The 17,680-nt window shown below is 27.4% G+C and carries 12 protein-coding genes; 8 read left to right on the top strand and 4 right to left on the bottom strand.

The features are described 5' to 3' along the window. Nucleotides 1-25 precede the first annotated feature (25 nt). The 5 genes from ACKTTQ_RS10755 to ACKTTQ_RS10735 all read left to right on the top strand — a co-directional run bounded on the left by ACKTTQ_RS10755 (nucleotide 26) and on the right by ACKTTQ_RS10735 (nucleotide 5,245). Nucleotides 26-712, top strand: coding sequence for an aspartate/glutamate racemase family protein (locus tag ACKTTQ_RS10755; protein WP_093871134.1), 687 nt, complete (start codon nucleotides 26-28; stop codon nucleotides 710-712). After that, the gene (locus ACKTTQ_RS10750; protein WP_093871135.1) at nucleotides 712-1,566 is read left to right on the top strand and encodes a mechanosensitive ion channel family protein; all 855 of its coding nucleotides are present in this window, start codon (nucleotides 712-714) and stop codon (nucleotides 1,564-1,566) included. The genes ACKTTQ_RS10755 and ACKTTQ_RS10750 overlap by 1 nt, the downstream gene beginning before the upstream one ends. 181 nt (nucleotides 1,567-1,747) lie before the next feature. Continuing rightward, nucleotides 1,748-3,082, top strand: a complete 1,335-nt coding sequence (locus ACKTTQ_RS10745) for a DEAD/DEAH box helicase (RefSeq protein ID WP_408049196.1) — start codon at nucleotides 1,748-1,750, stop codon at nucleotides 3,080-3,082. A 55-nt stretch (nucleotides 3,083-3,137) separates the two neighbouring features. Beyond that, on the top strand, nucleotides 3,138-4,265 hold the full coding sequence (locus tag ACKTTQ_RS10740; RefSeq protein ID WP_299133828.1) for a methionine aminotransferase: 1,128 nt from the start codon (nucleotides 3,138-3,140) through the stop codon (nucleotides 4,263-4,265). A gap of 137 nt (nucleotides 4,266-4,402) precedes the next feature. Continuing rightward, nucleotides 4,403-5,245: a YitT family protein gene (locus ACKTTQ_RS10735; RefSeq protein ID WP_093871138.1), complete on the top strand. Its 843-nt coding sequence runs from the start codon at nucleotides 4,403-4,405 to the stop codon at nucleotides 5,243-5,245. A 260-nt stretch (nucleotides 5,246-5,505) separates the two neighbouring features. Here ACKTTQ_RS10735 and ACKTTQ_RS10730 read toward each other — a convergent pair whose 3' ends face one another. Then, nucleotides 5,506-5,670 carry a hypothetical protein gene (locus ACKTTQ_RS10730; protein WP_408049195.1) on the bottom strand — a complete coding sequence of 55 codons (165 nt, stop codon included), beginning with the start codon at nucleotides 5,668-5,670 and terminating at the stop codon, nucleotides 5,506-5,508. 267 nt (nucleotides 5,671-5,937) lie between these two features. Here ACKTTQ_RS10730 and ACKTTQ_RS10725 point away from each other — a divergent pair, with 267 nt between their 5' ends. Continuing rightward, the gene (locus ACKTTQ_RS10725; protein ID WP_113787100.1) at nucleotides 5,938-8,775 is read left to right on the top strand and encodes a M16 family metallopeptidase; all 2,838 of its coding nucleotides are present in this window, start codon (nucleotides 5,938-5,940) and stop codon (nucleotides 8,773-8,775) included. Between the two features lie 31 nt (nucleotides 8,776-8,806). On the opposite strand, the gene ACKTTQ_RS10720 is transcribed toward ACKTTQ_RS10725, so the two are convergent. Both ACKTTQ_RS10720 and ACKTTQ_RS10715 read right to left on the bottom strand, forming a co-directional pair. Then, nucleotides 8,807-9,508, bottom strand: a complete 702-nt coding sequence (locus ACKTTQ_RS10720; RefSeq protein WP_408049194.1) for a LytR/AlgR family response regulator transcription factor — start codon at nucleotides 9,506-9,508, stop codon at nucleotides 8,807-8,809. Further along, complete coding sequence (locus tag ACKTTQ_RS10715) at nucleotides 9,501-10,631, bottom strand: sensor histidine kinase (protein WP_408049193.1); 1,131 nt, start codon at nucleotides 10,629-10,631, stop codon at nucleotides 9,501-9,503. The genes ACKTTQ_RS10720 and ACKTTQ_RS10715 overlap by 8 nt, the downstream gene beginning before the upstream one ends. A gap of 206 nt (nucleotides 10,632-10,837) precedes the next feature. On the opposite strand from ACKTTQ_RS10715, the gene ACKTTQ_RS10710 reads away from it, so the two are divergent. Next, a complete protein-coding gene (locus tag ACKTTQ_RS10710; RefSeq protein ID WP_408049192.1) occupies nucleotides 10,838-11,725 on the top strand; it encodes an ABC transporter ATP-binding protein in 888 nt (295 codons plus the stop codon). Between the two features lie 3 nt (nucleotides 11,726-11,728). Further along, nucleotides 11,729-15,286 carry an ABC transporter permease/M1 family aminopeptidase gene (locus ACKTTQ_RS10705; RefSeq protein WP_408049191.1) on the top strand — a complete coding sequence of 1,186 codons (3,558 nt, stop codon included), beginning with the start codon at nucleotides 11,729-11,731 and terminating at the stop codon, nucleotides 15,284-15,286. A gap of 339 nt (nucleotides 15,287-15,625) precedes the next feature. Here the strand turns inward: ACKTTQ_RS10705 and ACKTTQ_RS10700 are convergent, their stop codons facing one another. Continuing rightward, on the bottom strand, nucleotides 15,626-17,680 hold the full coding sequence (locus ACKTTQ_RS10700; RefSeq protein ID WP_408049190.1) for a tetratricopeptide repeat protein: 2,055 nt from the start codon (nucleotides 17,678-17,680) through the stop codon (nucleotides 15,626-15,628).

Below are 17,680 nucleotides of genomic sequence, written 5' to 3'. Positions count from 1 at the left end.
TATAGATATAAAATAATTGTTATAAATGAAAACAATAGGATTAATTGGAGGTATAACTCCACAGTCAACAATCATGTACTATCAAGTTTTAAATAACTTAGCTAGTAAAGAATATGGTGATAAACATTCGGCTAAAGTAATTATTAATTCTGTTGATTTTGGAGAAATATCTAAGCTCCAATCTGAGGGTAAATGGGATGTTTTAGATGGTATAATGGCCAATGCTGCTAAAAGTTTAGAAAATGCTGGAGCTACTAGTATATTAATTTGTGCAAACACCATGCATTTAACTATTGAAGCTATTAGGAAAGTGGTACAAATACCAGTAATTCATATTGCAAAAGCCACAGGTGAACAAATTTTAGAAAAAAAAATATCTAAAGTAGCTTTATTAGGTACAAAATACACCATGGAAAAAACATTTTATATTGATGTATTGAAGAGTATGGGAATAGAGGTTATTATTCCTGAAAAAACAGATAGAGAAATAGTTCATACAATTATTTATGATGAGTTATCTAAAGGAGTATTAAAAGCTACCTCAAAAGAAGCATATATTACAATCATTAATAAGCTAGAAAAAAAAGGAGCTGAAGGAGTTATTTTAGGATGTACTGAAATACCTTTATTAATTCAGCAAGAAGATGTGTCAATCCCTGTTTTTGATACGACAACAATTCATGCAACCAAAGCGTTTAACCTTTCAAAATAATGAAAGATTTATTTACATATCAATTTGATTTAGATTCTTTTATAGGAATCATAGCTTATATTATTCTTGTAGTTTTTATAGCTTGGTTAATATCTAGAGGAATTCGATATATTATTTTACAAATAATAAAATATAGAAAAAGAGATAGGTTTGGTGGAACAAGTATTCAGTTTTTAAGAAACTCAATTAAGTTTATTATTGGTGTTCTAGGGATCATGTATATTATTATGACGGTGCCTCTTTTTAGAAACAAAGCTTCTTTTATTTTTTCAGGGGCAGGAATACTTGCAGCTATTATTGGTTTTGCTGCACAAGCAGCTTTATCTAATTTAATAGCAGGAGCATTCATCGTTATTTTTCGTCCATTTAGAGTAGGAGATTATATTAAACTAGATGAGCAACGAATGGGAATAGTTGAAGATATAACGCTTAGACATACGGTAATTAATAATTTTGAAAATAAAAGATTGATTATTCCTAATTCGGTAATTAGTACCGATTCAGTATTAAACCATACGATTGAAGATTCTAATATTTTAAGTTTCAATAATTTTAAAATAGGATTAAAGGCTGATATTGATTTAGCAAGAAAAATTATTCAAGAAGAAGCTATAAAACAACCGAATGTAATTGATAATAGAACACCTGCACAAGTATTAACTTCTTCTAATCAAGTAGATGTCCGTGTAATTGATGTTCATCCTGATCATATTCATATGAGAGCCTATGTTTGGTTAAATGAACCTTTTTTAGAGTTTAAAACTAAATGTGCTTTAAAGGAATCAGTTCATAAACGTTTTCTTAGTGAAGGAGTTCACTTACCAATTCCGATTAATAAAATTCTTAAACTATAACTACTTAATAGTTTTTTGATGTAAATAGTTTAGATTATAAGAAAACTCAAGAAATTCTATAAAATATAGAACTACTCTCAAAGTAATATTGATTAAAAAGGAGTAGTTTCGCGGTCTAATAATAGTTTAACATTAATTTCTTTTAATTAGAGCACCAATTGTAAAGAATAAAAATAAAATTATGGCCACTACATTTAAAGAATTAGGAGTTAACCCTTTTTTAATAAAAGCATTAAATACTTTAGATATTAAAACTCCTACACTTGTTCAGGAAAAGGTAATCCCTGTAATTTTACATCAAAAAAGAGATGTAGTTGCTTTGTCTAAAACAGGTACAGGTAAAACAATTGCTTTTGGATTGCCATTATTACAATTAATAAAAGAAGAGAAAAGCCATATTCAAGCTGTTATTTTAGCACCAACTAGAGAGTTAAGTCAACAAATTTTCAACAATTTAGAAGCTATTGTTCCAGAGAGCTCTAATATCTCTATAGCTTCTATTAATGGAGGAGTTCCTGTAAAATCTCAAATAGAGCGTTTAAAAGAAGATACTCATATTGTAGTAGCTACTCCTGGTCGTTTAGCAGATTTAATAAAACGTGAAGCTATTAATGTCAAAAATATTTCTTATTTTATTTTAGATGAGGCTGATGAAATGGTAAGTGCTTTAAAAGAAGAGTTAGATAATGTTATAAAAGAAATTCCAAAATTAAGAAGAACATTATTGTTTACAGCAACGATGCCTGGAGCTATAAAACAATTGGTTCAAAATTACATGTCTAAACATGTGCTTCAAATTGAAGCAGATATGGCAACAGTTGGTAATAAAAGTATTGATCATCAATATGTAGTTGTTGAACCTATTGAAAAGTTAGATGTATTACTTCATTTTTTAAACTCGAGGGTTGGAGAACGAGGAATTATATTTTGTAAAACAAAAGCTGCTGTTAATAAATTGGCTAAAAAATTAGCTATAAATAAGTTTTCATCTGGTGCTATTCATGGTAGTTTAACACAAGGAATTCGTGATCGTATCATGGGGCAGTTTAGAGAAGGTTTTATTGATATATTAGTTGCTACGGATTTAGCAGCAAGAGGTATTGATGTAAAAGACGTTTCTTTTGTAGTTAATTACCATTTACCAGATACTTATGATGCCTATGTTCATAGAAGTGGGCGAACAGCTAGAGCTGGAGCAAATGGTTTATCATTAACTATTATTCAAGAAGAAGAAGTAGAAGATATAGCTGATTTTGAAGCTGAGTTAGACATTGTATTTAAGCCCTTTAAAAAGGTAGATGCTAAGAGTATTGAAGAAAACAACGGACTTATTTGGGCTAAGAAAATATTTAAAACTAAACCGAATAGAGAGGTTTCTCAAGATTTTAAAGCTAAAATAAAAACAATATTTCATCATTTAACAAAAGAAGAATTGATAGATAAGTTAGTGGCTAATTATTTAAATGAAACGAAAAGCTCACTAATAAAAGATGAAACTTTAAAAAAGAAAAAATAGTTAATTGGCATATAGTTATTCGAGTTTATTACTTTAGTAAAAAGATTAACTAGAAATGTCTAAACTACCAAATACTCCTACAAGTATATTCTCTATAATGTCGCAATTAGCGAACAAACATGGAGCCATAAATTTATCGCAAGGGTTTCCTAATTTCCCTGTTGATGAGCGTTTATTGAATATAACTAAAAATCTAATAGGCAAAAATGTTCATCAATATACCCCGATGAACGGTTTGCCTTCATTATTAGAGAATATAGCATCCTTAACATTTAAAAATTATAAGCGTAAAGTTAATATAGCTTCAGAAATGTTAATAACAGCAGGTGCTACACAAGGTATTTACACGGTTATTAATTCATTTGTTAAAAACAATGATGAAGTAATTATTTTAGACCCTAGTTACGATAGTTATGAGCCTTCAGTACTTGTAGCTGGGGGTAAACCTGTACGTATTTCTTTGAACGATGATTATTCTCCTAACTTTAATAGAATTGAAGACGCAATTACTAAGAATACAAAATTAATTATAATAAATAACCCTCATAATCCTACGGGTAAAATTTGGAAAGAAAGTGAATTTCAAGCACTAGAAAGTCTTTTAGAAAAGCATGACCGTGTTTTATTACTAAGTGATGAAGTGTATGAATATATTTCATTTTCACACCCTCATATTTCTATAAATACAAGACCCAAATTAAGAGATAAAGCAATTGTAGCATCTTCTTTTGGAAAATCATTACATGTTACTGGATGGAAAGTAGGCTATTTAATAGCTCCAGAAAAGTTAATGTTAGAAATAAAAAAAATACATCAATTTTTAGTTTTTAGCATTAGTAGCTTATCACAACATGCGATTTCTGAATACTTAGACATTGTTGATTTCAATGAAATTGAAAAAATGTATGTTAGTAAAAGAACTTTATTTCAAAATTTATTAAAAAATAGCAAGTTTGAATTACTACCCTGTGAAGGAACATATTTTCAAGTTGTAAATTATAAACAAATTAGTACAAAAGGAGATATGGATTTTGCTAAAGAGTTAATAGTAAAGCATGGAGTTGCAGCTATTCCTATTTCCGTATTTTATAAAGATTCAACTGATAAACAAATGTTGAGATTTTGTTTTGCAAAGACTGACGAAACGTTAATTGCAGCGGCTGAAAAATTAGTTAAAATTTAATTAGTTTTTGTTTCTGAAAACGAGTATTTGTTTAGTTGAATTATTAACAGAATAAGGTAAAATAGTATTATAATCAACCGTTTTATCCGTTGCCAACTAGTAGATTGTTTTAACTTTGCAGCTTATATATTTTTAGAATGAAAAAAGAGTTTTTTAATTATACTTTTATAATTGTAGGTTGTGCTTTAATGGCATTTGGAGTTGTTGGTTTCTTGAGTCCTAATAGTATTGCTATGGGAGGTACAGGAGGTTTAGCTATTATTTTCAATAGCCTTTTTAAAATATCTATTGGTATATTATTTGCAATTATAAATATTCCTTTGTTATTGGTAAGTATAAAGTATTTAGGAAAGTATTTTGCTATAAAAAGTACGATAGCTATTTTATTAATTAGTGCATTTATAGACACACTTTCTCACTTTGTTAGTTTAGAACCATTAAGTAATGAACCTTTATTAGCTACTTTATATGGTGGAGTATTTGTTGGAGCCGGAATTGGTTTTATATTTAAAGGAGGTGGTTCAGCAGGTGGAGGTACGATAATAGCAAGAATAATAACCTCTAAAACATCATTAAAAACAGGAACCGTAATTCTTATTTTAGATTCTATTGTTGTTGTAGCTACAGGATTTGTTTTCAATAATGTTGAATTAGCATTATGGAGTATGATTAGTATTTTTATTACTACAAAAATGGTAGACGTTATTTTAACAGGACGACCTAATGGCCGAATAGTTCATATTTCTTCACCAAACAATTTAGAAGCTATTGGTTTGTTAATAAATGAAAAAATTGGAGTGAATGGGACTTTAATTAAAGGTAATAATTTAAGTTTAACTCAGGAAAAACACATGATATTTGTAACAGTTCCAATAAATAGATTGAGTACTTTAAGGCAATTAATACGTACTGAAGATACTTCTGCTAAAATGATTGTAATGGATGCTTCAGAAATGTTAGGAACCAAGTTTTTAAATTAGGTATTTCAAGTATTTTATAAATATAGTTTTTTAAATTACCATATAAGTTAATGGCTAACGCAATTATTAGTATCCATAGAATGAAAAAAAAAATGGGAAATAACTGAAAAAGTCATAGGTGCATTTCAAATATTTTTTGGAATTTTAATCTTAGTACTAGAAATATGGAGTATTAAACTATCGTTTAATATAGGACTCAAACACTACAATTATTCTTGGGAAAATATATCTATATTTAAAATATTCAAAAATTACCATTATCAAATATTAATTCCATTATTAACCATATTTGCTGGTGTAACATTAATGTTAAAGAAGAGAATAGGTTGGTTATTTGGAGTTGTTACATCAGTTTTACATGTAATGTCAATGATTTTATTTTCAGTAACAAATGCAACTGTAGAAAATAAGTATTTAAATTTCATTTATGTTTTTATTTCAACTTTATTTATCCTAATAACTGTATTGTTAATGAATAAGCATATTCGAAGTAAATATAATCTTACAAAACAAACTTGGGTAATAATTGGTTTACTCCTTATTTTATTGTTCTTAGATAAATTATTCATAAAATAAATTTATTGTAATAAATAGTTTTTTCATATAATGCTTCTAATTTTTTAAAGTTACGTTTTATTTAAAAATACTATCTTTATTCATTCAATTATCTTTTTAACTAAAAACAGAAATGAATGAGACTTTCAACTATTGCAATTATATTATGTAGTTCTTTTTTTCTCTCTTGTAAAACCGAGGGAAATTCAAAATCAAATGCTTCCTCCAAAGCAGACAAAGAGTTTAAAATTGACTATGAAAAATTTACTTTAAGCAATGGCTTAGAGGTTATTTTACATGAAGATCATAGTGACCCTATAGTTGCAGTGGCTACTATGATGCATGTTGGATCTAATAGAGAGAAGCCTGGAAAAACTGGTTTTGCTCATTTCTTTGAGCATATGAGTTTTAATGATTCAGAGAATGTTCCTGTAGGAGCAAATAGAAAGATGATTCCTGAATGGGGAGGAAGTAGAAATGGTGGTACTTGGAGTGATGGAACTGTATATTATGAAGTAGTGCCAAAAGATGCTTTTGAAAAAATTCTTTGGATTGATAGTGATCGTTATGGGTATATGATTAATACGGTTACGAAAGCTGCTTTAGAAAGAGAAAAGCAAGTGGTAAAAAATGAAAAACGTCAGCGTGTTGATAATGCTCCTTATGGTTATACTGATGAAATTATAAGAAAAAATCTTTATCCAGAAGGGCACCCTTATAATTGGACTGTAATTGGTGCATTACCTGATTTACAAGCGGCAACTATTGACGATGTTAAAGAGTTTTATGCAAAATACTATGGAGCAAAAAATGGATCTTTAGTAATTGCAGGGGATATAAACATTGAAGAAACAAAAAAATTAGTAAAAAAATGGTTTGGTGAAATACCGAGTGGACCTGATGTAGAAGAACTGCAACCAATGCCTGTAACATTAACTCAAAATAAATCACTGTATTTTGAAGATAATTTCGCAAAACTTCCAGAGTTACGAATGGTAATTCCAACGATTGAAGAATACAATAAAGATGTATATCCACTTCAAGTTCTTAGCCAATTATTAAGTGGAAGTAAAAAAGCTCCATTATATCAAGTAGTGGTTGAAGAAAAAAAATTAGCCCCTAATATTAGTATTTATCAAAGAAGTAGTGAAATAGCAGGAGAATTTGTTATTAGAGCAAGAGCTAATGCAGGTACAGATTTAGATGATTTAAAATCTGCTATAGATGAAGGGTTGAAACGTTTTGAAAGTAATGGTGTTAGTGAACAAGATTTAAAACGTATCAAAGCAGAATTAGAAACAGGATTATATCAAAGTGTAAGTACTGTTTTAAACAAAGCATTTAAGTTAGTTCAAGATAATGAGTTTAACGGAGATCCTAGCTATATTACAAAAGCTGCTAAATTAATGAATTCAGTAACTGCAGCTGATGTTATGAGAGTTTATAACAATTACATTAAAAACAAAAACTATGTAATGACAAGTGTTGTTCCTAAAGGACAATTAGAATTAGCTATTGCTGATGCTAAAGAAGCCAAAGTTTGGATAGAAGAAGTAAAGCAAAATGTAGCTAATGAAGAGGTAGGGCAAGGTGAAGAAGCTAAATATGAAAAAACTCCAAGTACGTATGATAGGAGTGAACCAGCCTTTGGAGAATTACCTTTATTTAAATCTCCTGAGGTTTGGACTACATCTATAAATAATGGAATAAAAGTTTATGGAATAGAGAATAATGAAGTTCCTTTAGTTCAATTTGATTTGACAATTCCTGGTGGACATTTATTAGATTTTAAAGGTAAAGAAGGTGTAGGAAGTTTATTAAGTGATTTAATGATGGAAGGAACAGCATCTAAAACTCCTGCTGAACTTGAGGAAGCTATAGGTTTATTGGGTGCTAGCATAAGTGTATATAGTGCTAATGAAGATTTTCATATTGTAGGATCTTGTTTAACAAAGAACTTTAAAAGTACAATTGCTCTTGTAAAAGAAATATTGTTAGAACCTCGTTGGGATCAAAAAGAATTTGATAGATTAAAACAAGCATTAGAAACTAGTTTAAAAGGACGTGAAGCAAATCCAAATGTAATTGCTTCTACGATAATGAATAAGTTAATTTTTGGAGATAAACATATGTTTAGTATTCCAGGTTCAGGTACTTTAAATACAATTAAAACAATTACAGTAGATGATTTGAAGTCGTATTATAAAAAATTATCACCTAAAAAAGCGACTTTTCATGTTGCTGGTGCTATAACAGAAGATGAAGCTTCAAAAACAATAAGTACACTAAATGATTTTAACGGTATTGATATTATACTTCCAAAACAAGAGTTACCTAGTGAATCAAAAGCTGGTAATTTATATTTTGTAGATGTACCAGGGTCTAAACAATCTGTAATTATGATTGGTAAATTGGTTTTATCTGCTACTGATGAGAATGCTAATAATTTAGATTTTGCAAATGAAATTCTTGGAGGAGGTTCAAGTGGAAGATTGTTTCAAACTTTACGAATTGAAAAAGGATATACATATGGAGCTTATTCTAGCTTTAGAAATAGTAAAGAAATTTCTCCGTTTTTAGTAAGAACAAGCGTTAGGGCTAATGCTACATTAAAATCTTTAGAAATAATTAAAAACATGATAAGCAATTATTCGAAGGATTTTACTCAATCTGATGTAGAATTAACAAGAAACAAACTTTTAAAAGCTGATACAAGAGCATTTGAAAGTTTAGGGGCAAAACTAAGAATGGTTCGTAATATGAGTAAATATAATAGACCTTCTAATTATACAGAAATGAATCAGAAAGAATTAGTTTCAATGACTTTAGAAGATTATAAAAAAATTATAGATACCTATTTACAAGAAAAGGAAATGATTTATTTAATAGTTGGTGATAAAGCATCACAATTAAAAGAAGTTAAAAAATTAGGTAAGCCAGTAATTGAATTGGATATCTATGGTAATACTATTTAGCAGATTTTAAAAGAAATAACGTTAATAAACTTTATGAATAGAGTTTATTAACGTTATTTTTATAAGTTTGCCCAATAGGTACTTTATGCTCATTAATTAAAATACGATTTCCTTCAATAAATTTTATTTTATTTATTGCAACAATAAATGATTTATGTACTCTTAAGAAATCATTTGCATTTAATATATCTTCATAATATGAGATTTTTTCATGACTTACAATCATCTCATTTGTTAAAAATAATTTAGTGTAATTTCCATAAGCTTCAATATATAGAAGATCATTTAAATTAATTTGATGATGTTTTTTATTGCCTTTAACAAAAAAACGAGAATTTGTTTCAGAAGTAGTATCTACTTCTTTAATCACTGTTTTAATAGTATTTAAATCAGTTATTTTATTAACTGCTTTTACTAAGCGATCAAAACTAAAAGGTTTTAAAATATAATCTACAACATTTAATTCAAACCCTTCTAAAGCATATTCTTTATATGCTGTTGTAATAATAGTCTTTGGAGGTTTTGTTAGTGTTTTTAAAAAGTCAAGCCCTCTAAGTTTCGGCATATTAATATCTAAAAACATAAAATCTACAGTATGTTCATTTAAATATTGCATAGCTTCCATTGCATTATAACAGTTTTTTTTCAATGTTAAATGAGGTAATATGTTACAGAACTCTTCAATAATTTCATGAGCTAAAGGTTCGTCATCAATTATAATATAATTAAGCATTTTTATTTATTTTTAGAGTGGTTTTATAAATAGTATTTGATATATCTATAGTTAATTCGTGCTTATTATTGTACAATAAAGAAAGTCTTTTTTTAAGGTTTTCTAATCCAATACCTTTAGTTTTATTTATTTCATTAGGATCAAAATTATTTTCAATAACAAAAAATATAGCATCATTTGTATCGTATAAATTTATATTGATAAAAGCATTTTCAGAAAGAGTGTCAATACCATGCTTAAAAGAGTTTTCTAAAAGCATTATATATAGTAAAGGTGCTATGGTTAAATGAAGATTAACATCTTTATAATTGAAAGAAATTTCTACTGATTTTTTGTACCTAATTTTATGAAGGTCAATGTAATTATTTAAATATTCAATTTCATCTAAAAGTTTTACAGTTTCTTTTTCTCCTTCATATATAGTGTAACGCATCATATCTGATAGCTTTAAAATAACATCAGGAGCTTGTTTAGAGTTCTTTATAGTTAAAGCGTATAAGTTATTTAATGTATTGAAGAAAAAGTGTGGATTTATTTGTGTTCTAAGTAACGATAATTCAGTTTTTGCTTTTTCATTTTTTAAATTTTGTAACCATTTCCATTGTTCAAAAACCCATACTAAAAAGAATAAAGGAATTGGTATAAAGAAGATGTAAATTGGAAAATTTTCTTTAATCTTTAAATAAGCATCTAAATTTCCTGAAAGTAGCCTTAAATAGAAAAAGTATAAAAGTAATGGGGCGTAAATAAGTGTTATTAGTTTCCAATATTTTGTAAAGAATTTTGGAGCTATAATGTATGCAAAGCCTAACCAAAAGACTAATAAAAGGGTAAAAGTTATTGGGTTATCTGGTACCTTCATATAAGAATCTATTACTAATGCTACAAAGAAAATAGCGATTATAGCAAATACTTTTAACAGAACATTTTTTTTAGTTATTAGATACTTGTAATGATGAATAGGTAACGCAATTACTAACCACCAAAATAGAGTAATAATAAACACTTCAAAAGGTTGATCACGAGGTATGTTTAAATATTTGGTAGTATCTAAAAAGTAAAATATTGGAATAATAATTAAACCAATAAAGAAGGCTTTGTATTTTTTAAAAAACTCAATCATATATCAAAACTACTAATGTTCTTATGTTTTTACAACTATATTGATATACAGTATGAAAATTATGATGAACAAGATCATTTTTATGATGAACCTAGTTTTAATGTAAAAAATACTATATGTATGTAAATAAGTTAATTGTACGTCACTTTAAGTTTTAAAAAGAAGATAAAAAAAACACATTTGTAATGTAATTAAAAAGGATCATTATGAATACACTAAAAATAGAAAACTTAACTAAAACATATTCAAACGGAGTAAAAGCATTAAACGATATTAATATCGAAATTACTAACGGAATGTTTGGCTTATTAGGAGCTAATGGGGCTGGAAAATCATCTTTAATGAGAACTATTGCTTCTTTACAAGAACCTACTTCAGGAACTATTACATTTAATGACTCAAATATAGTAGAAACTCCAGAAAAGATTAGAAATTGCTTAGGGTATTTACCACAAGAATTTGGCGTATATCCAAAAATATCTGCAGAAAAATTATTAAATCATTTAGCCGTTTTAAAGGGGGTTATTAATAAAAAAGAGCGTAAAGAACAAGTAACAGCATTACTACAACAAGTTAATTTATATCAACATAGAAAAAAAGCAGTGCATACATTTTCAGGAGGTATGCGTCAGCGTTTTGGTATTGCCCAAGCATTATTAGGAAATCCTCAAATAATTATTGTAGATGAACCAACAGCTGGTTTGGATCCAGAGGAAAGCAATCGTTTTTTAAATTTATTAAGTGAAATAGGGGAGAACGTTATTGTAATTTTATCAACACATATCGTTGAAGATGTAAAAAATTTATGCCCAAAAATGGCTATTCTCTCAAATGGTCAAATTATATCAGAAGGAAATCCAAAAACATTGGTAGAGAGTATTAAAAACAAAATATGGAGTAAAATTATACGCAAAGAAGATATTGAATCGTATAAAAAAGCTTTTGATCTTATTTCAACAAAATTAGTTTCTGGTGATACACAAGTAAGGGTTTTATCAGAGACTAAACCGGAAATAGGTTTTGAGTTAATTACTCCAAATTTAGAGGATTTCTACTTCACAACACTTTTTAAGAATCAATTAAAAAACGCATAAATTATGTTTAAACAGCTATTAAATTTTGAGGTTTATTATCAATTAAAACAACGTGCATTTCCAATATTTGTTATTTTATTTTTAGCGCTAGGTTATTTTGTGGGTAAGCAAGGATTTGCTCCTAAGGGAGTTCATTTTAATTCAGTATATCAAGTTTATTTTCATACAAGTCTTTTTACATTAGGAAGTGTATTTATTATTATGTTTTTTGCTGTTAGCGCAATGCTTAGAGATAAACAACATAATATGGAGAATTTAATTTATAGTTCTTCAATTAAAAAATCACACTATTTTTGGAGTAGATTTTTAGGTACATTTATTTTTAGTACACTAGCTTTTTCACCTTTTATAGTAGGTTATATAGGTGGGAATTATTTTTCAAGTTTAGACCCAGAACGATTAGGTGATTTTAAACTATTAACATATTTACAGCCTTGGCTATATATTGTTGTTCCTAATATCTTTATTTGTACAACGATTGTTTTTTCTGTAAGTACACTTACAAAAAGTAGTATAGCAACTTATATTAGTGCTGTATTTTTATACATGCTATATTTCGTTTGTTCAATCTTTTTAAATTCTCCACTTCTTGCACAATCTGTTCCTGCATCACCAGAAAGTATGGCTATAGCTGCTGTTGCAGATTTGTTTGGGATTGCAGCATTTTTTGAACAAACACAATATTGGACTCCATTTCAAAAAAACACGCAATTATTATCATTTTCAGGTTACTTTTTTATGAATAGATTAACTTGGCTTCTTGTTTCCTTTGGAGTTTTATTAAGTACTTATAAATTATTTTCTTTTAGGAAAATAACAAAAAAAATAAAGAAAAAAAGGAGATTTAATACAGAAAATACAACTTTAATAGACTATAAACCATTAGAGCAAATACATAATTTTAAAACAAAAATAAAAACATTTATATCTTTAATAAAATTAGAATTAGTAAGTGTTTTTAAGAGTTTACCTTTTATTGCAGTTCTTATAATGTGGTTGTTTATTGTGTTTTCAGAATTATATGCAACAGTAATAGAAGGAGGTGAATATGGAGTTAGTTCGTATCCTTTTACGAATCAATTAATAGCTTTAATAGTTGACCCTCTAACTATTTTTAGTTTACTGTTAATCATATTCTATAGTGCAGAAATTGTATGGAGAGAACGTAGCTTAAATTTTAATTTAATTATAGATGCGGTTCCAACAAAAAATAGCACATTCTTTTTATCTAAATTTTTGGTAGTAGTACTATTACCAATTATTTTAATAACTACAGGTATTTTAATGTGTATTATTTTTCAAGTTAGTTTAAGTTATACAAACTTTGAGTTTAGTTTGTATGCTTCACTGTATTACCATTATGGTTTACAATTAATGATTTTCTCAATGATAGCAATTTTTGTGAATAGTATTGCTAAAAGTAAATATATTGGAATGGGAGTTTCTGGTTTAATTGTAATATTAAGTTTAAAATCTGATTTAATAGGATTAGAGCACCCGTTAACAAGTATTGGTTTTATGCCACGAGTTGCATGTTCAAATATGAATGGTTTTTATGGAGGCTCAAGTTTATTTAACCATTTAGCATTGTATTGGTTAGTTTTTGGTCTTTTTTTAATGACTTTATCATTTAAAATGTGGAATAGAGGAGTAGTATCAGATATTTTATTTAAACTAAAAAAACTACGCTATGAGTTGACTAAAATTCAAAAAGTATCAATCTTATTTTTAGCAGTACTATTTATTAGTTTTGGGTTAATAATATTTTATAATATGAATGTGATTGATACCTATGAAACTTTCAGTAATCAATTAGATTTTAGAGAAAGATATGAGAGAAAGTTTAAAAAGTATGAAAATTTAGAAAGACTTTTTCCAATATCTAGAAAAACAGAAGTAGCTATTTTTCCTTCAGAAAGACGCTATACTGTAAAAGCAAATTATATTTTGAAAAATGGTAGTTCAAAACCAATATCAGAAGTTTTTATAACAGAAAGAGTTCCGTTAAAGTCTATTTCTTTAGAAAAAGGAACACTTATCAAAAAAAATAATGAATTTGGTATATATATATTCAAATTAAACGAGGATATTCAACCAAATGATTCATTATTATTTAATTATGAATTGGCTTATAAAGTTAAAAAATACGAAAACAATAAAACGATTGTTAAAAATGGAACATATATAACGCACAGAACATTTGAACCTATGCTTGGGTATAGTAATAGTATAGAAATAACAAATAGAGTAGAACGAGAAAAAAGAGATTTACCAAAAAGAAAAGAAGTAGAAATATCAGATTCTCATATTGAATTAGATGATTTTAATAATGAAAAAATACATTTTGAAACTATTGTATCAACAAATAAAAATCAAAAAGCTTTAAGCTCGGGTAGTTTAATAAATGAATGGGTTGAAAATGATAGGAATTATTATCATTACAAGTCTAAAAATAAGATTATACCTATGATTGCTTATTTTTCTGGTATGTATAAGACTAAAAAAGTTAATCATAAAGGGGTTTTAATTGAGCAATACTATGATGAAAACCACTCTTTCAATATTGAAGAAATAGAAGAAAGTACAAAACAAACTTTAGATTATTGTCAAGCTAACTTTGGTAAGTATAATTTCGATCACCTAAGAATAGCTGAAATACCTTCACATTGGTCATTTGGAGGTTTTGCACACCCAGGAGTTATAAGTATGGTAGAAGACCGATTGTATTTATCAAATGTAAGTGATTCCTCAATATTCAATTTAGTAGCAAAAAGAACAATTCATGAAGTAGGACATCAATGGTGGGGACATACATTATCAGCAAAACCAGTAGCAGGTGGCTCTATTTTTGTTGAAGGCTTTGCAAAGTATACTGAAGCTGTAGTTATGGAAAAAATGTATGGAAAAAGAGCTTTATACGAATTAAGTGATAACACTAGAAGAAGATATTTTTATGGTAGAGCTTTTGCTGGTGAACAAGAGCCTCCAGTTTATAAAATATTAGGACAAGGATATATTTCTTATGGAAAAGCATTAACCGTTTTATTAGCTGTAAGAGATTTAATAGGTGAGAAAGAATTAAATATGGTATTAAAGAGTTTAACAAAGAAATATAGAAATAGTAAAACTTTAGAAGTAAATTCCATTGAGTTTTTAGAGGCTCTGTATGATGTAACTCCTTTAAAATATCATGAATTAATTGATGATTGGTTTAAAAGAGTAATTACGTATGATTTAGCAATAGATAGAGGAGAGTTTAAACAATTAAAAAATGGGAAGTTTAAAGTAACAGTTACATTAAAAGCAAAACGATTTAATACTTTGGATTCAGGAGAAATTAAAGAAACATCTATTAATGAGCCAATAAAAATAGGAGTATTTAATTCACACCCTTCTAAAGTAAAAAGTAATGATCAAATATTATATTATCAATCATTCATGATTAATAAAGAAACTTCAGAGGTTACAATAATAGTTAATGAAGAACCTAAATATATCAGTATTGACCCATTTGGTACAAGAAATGATGAAAATTTAATAGATAACATTATGAAACTATAGTGTTTTAATAAAAAAAATAACATTTAATTTCTATCAAAACTTATATTGATTTTAATGTTATCAAATATGGAACTGAATTAATTATTAATAAAATTAATTCAGTTTTTTTAATGGAACCATCTCACAGAAATTAAAACAGAAGTAGTAGGTTTGTTATGAAAATGTAGGGTACGCCTCTTTCAATTACAGTAAATGCACTTAATTATGATTTTGATAAACTTGAATAATCAGTAGAAAGTGAGGATAGCAAAAACAAATATGATTAAAAAAATATAATATAAGCAAAAAGCCATTGTTAATTCAATGGCTTTTTACTTATATTATACTTTATTATATTGGTTATGGATTTTTTACAAAAAGGTTGTTTTTAGCCCAATTAAGATTATTTTTTGCAAATTGAAATGTAGAATCAATTTGTAATGATTTGGTTAAAGCTATTATTGCTTCTTCACGATTTTTTAATGCTATATATGCACTACCTATATTATTGTAAGCAAATTTATTTTCAGGATCTAATTCTAATGCTCTCTCAGAAGCAATAATACATTTTTTATATAATTTTTGGTTATAATAAGCTAAACTTAAATTAATATAATTATCCGAAGTAGGTGAATTTTCAGCTAATTCTTCCGCTAATTTTAACTTTAAGTTTATTGTTTTTTTATTATTCAAATAAAAGTTAGATAAAGAATCTTTAGGTATAATTTTCAAAGTTTCTTTAGCCAAGATATCTAATTTTTTATAATTACTTGACTGATTGTATATTTTCATTAATAAATGTCTTGTTTCCATACTAACATTATTTAATGAAAGTGCTATTTTAGCATTAGACAGTGATTCTTGAAAACGGTTTTTCTTAAAAAGAAAATCAGCATAAAAATGATAGGATTCACTATTTTTTGGAGCATATTTAATAGCTTTTTTATAATAAGATTCAGCTTCAACAGGTTTATTCATTGCATTGTTTACTATAGCAATATTTATGTACAAAGTTGAATAATATGGAGAATATGCAAGGGCTTTTGTAAAATAATCTAAAGCTATATCGTATTTTCCAATTTTCATTTGAGTTAAACCATAATTCATAAGCCCTCTTCCGTTTTTAGGACTTTTTATAGTAACATCATACCATAGGCTTTCTTCAGAATGCCATACTTTATTACGCTCTCTTGTACCTGTTGTGTATGCTGAAAGAATGATAATTCCTAGTATAATTATACCATATCTATACAAAGGCTTTGAATTTATAATTGATTGGCGATTAATTATAAGAATACCTATTGACCAAGTAACACTAAGTGTCAATCCTACAAAAGGAAAAAACATACGGTGGTCATTTGTAACTTCAGCAAGAGAAACAAAACTAGATGTTGGCGCTAAAGAAATAAAAAACCAAAGAATACCAAAAGCTATAGGTCTTGTTTCTTCTTTTTTAGATGTTTTGAATGCAATTACAATCATAGTAATAACAAAAGCCAACCCTGCATAAATTCGTTCATCAAACACATTTGTAAATGCTGATAAATCAGTATCAGCAGATAAATTAGTTGGAATAAAAAATGTGAAAATATAATGGAATAATACCCAAGGTTGAGTCATCAAATAATTTAAGGTTGAAACTCCTCCAGGTTCAAAAGAAGGGCTTTGCATTTTTAAAACAAAAACGCCTAATAGGCCACAAACTATAAAAGCTGGTAAAGTTTGAAGGAACGTTTGTTTTATAATAGTTACTCCATTTTTACTAAATATTTCGAATAAAGAGCTGTTAACTTCAAACAACAATACATAGAAAAATAATATAGGAGCAAACATTGTGGCAGTTTCCTTAGTAAGAATACCAATTACTACTGGAATTAAATATAAATAAAATTTTCGTTTCTTAGGATAGGAAATGTATAAAAAAAGTCCAGCAACAACTGATAATGTAGATAAAGAATCACCTCTTTGATAAATGTAATTTATAGTTTCAGCATTTGCAGGATGAATTCCATAAAGTGCTACAGCAAAAAACACTATATAATCTGACCATTTATTTTGAGTTATTTTTGAAATTATTTTTCTTAATAGAAAAAACATAACTATCAATTGAATTAAAAACCAGATAAATGTACTCAAGTGAAAATAAAAAGGATTTAAACCATTCGCAACGTAATAATCAATGGTTAAAGATGTCATTGTTAGTGGCCTGTATGTTTGGTGGTTAGCCAAAGTAGAAGAGGTAGTGGCATCTTTAAAAAAAGAAGGAATGTTATTTATATTTCGCACATAAGAGTTATCCACTATTTGGTTATAGTCATCAAAAGCAAAAGTATTGTTAAAGTGATTAGAGTATGTTAGTGTTACTAAAATTAGTATAATTACCAACATTAATAACTTTTGTGTTTTTTTAGGCAT

This window comes from Tenacibaculum halocynthiae (genome assembly GCF_964512825.1).
Lineage (GTDB): Bacteria > Bacteroidota > Bacteroidia > Flavobacteriales > Flavobacteriaceae > Polaribacter > Polaribacter halocynthiae.
Note: the sequence above shows the minus strand (reverse complement) of the source record. Positions and strands in the feature narration are given on the sequence as shown.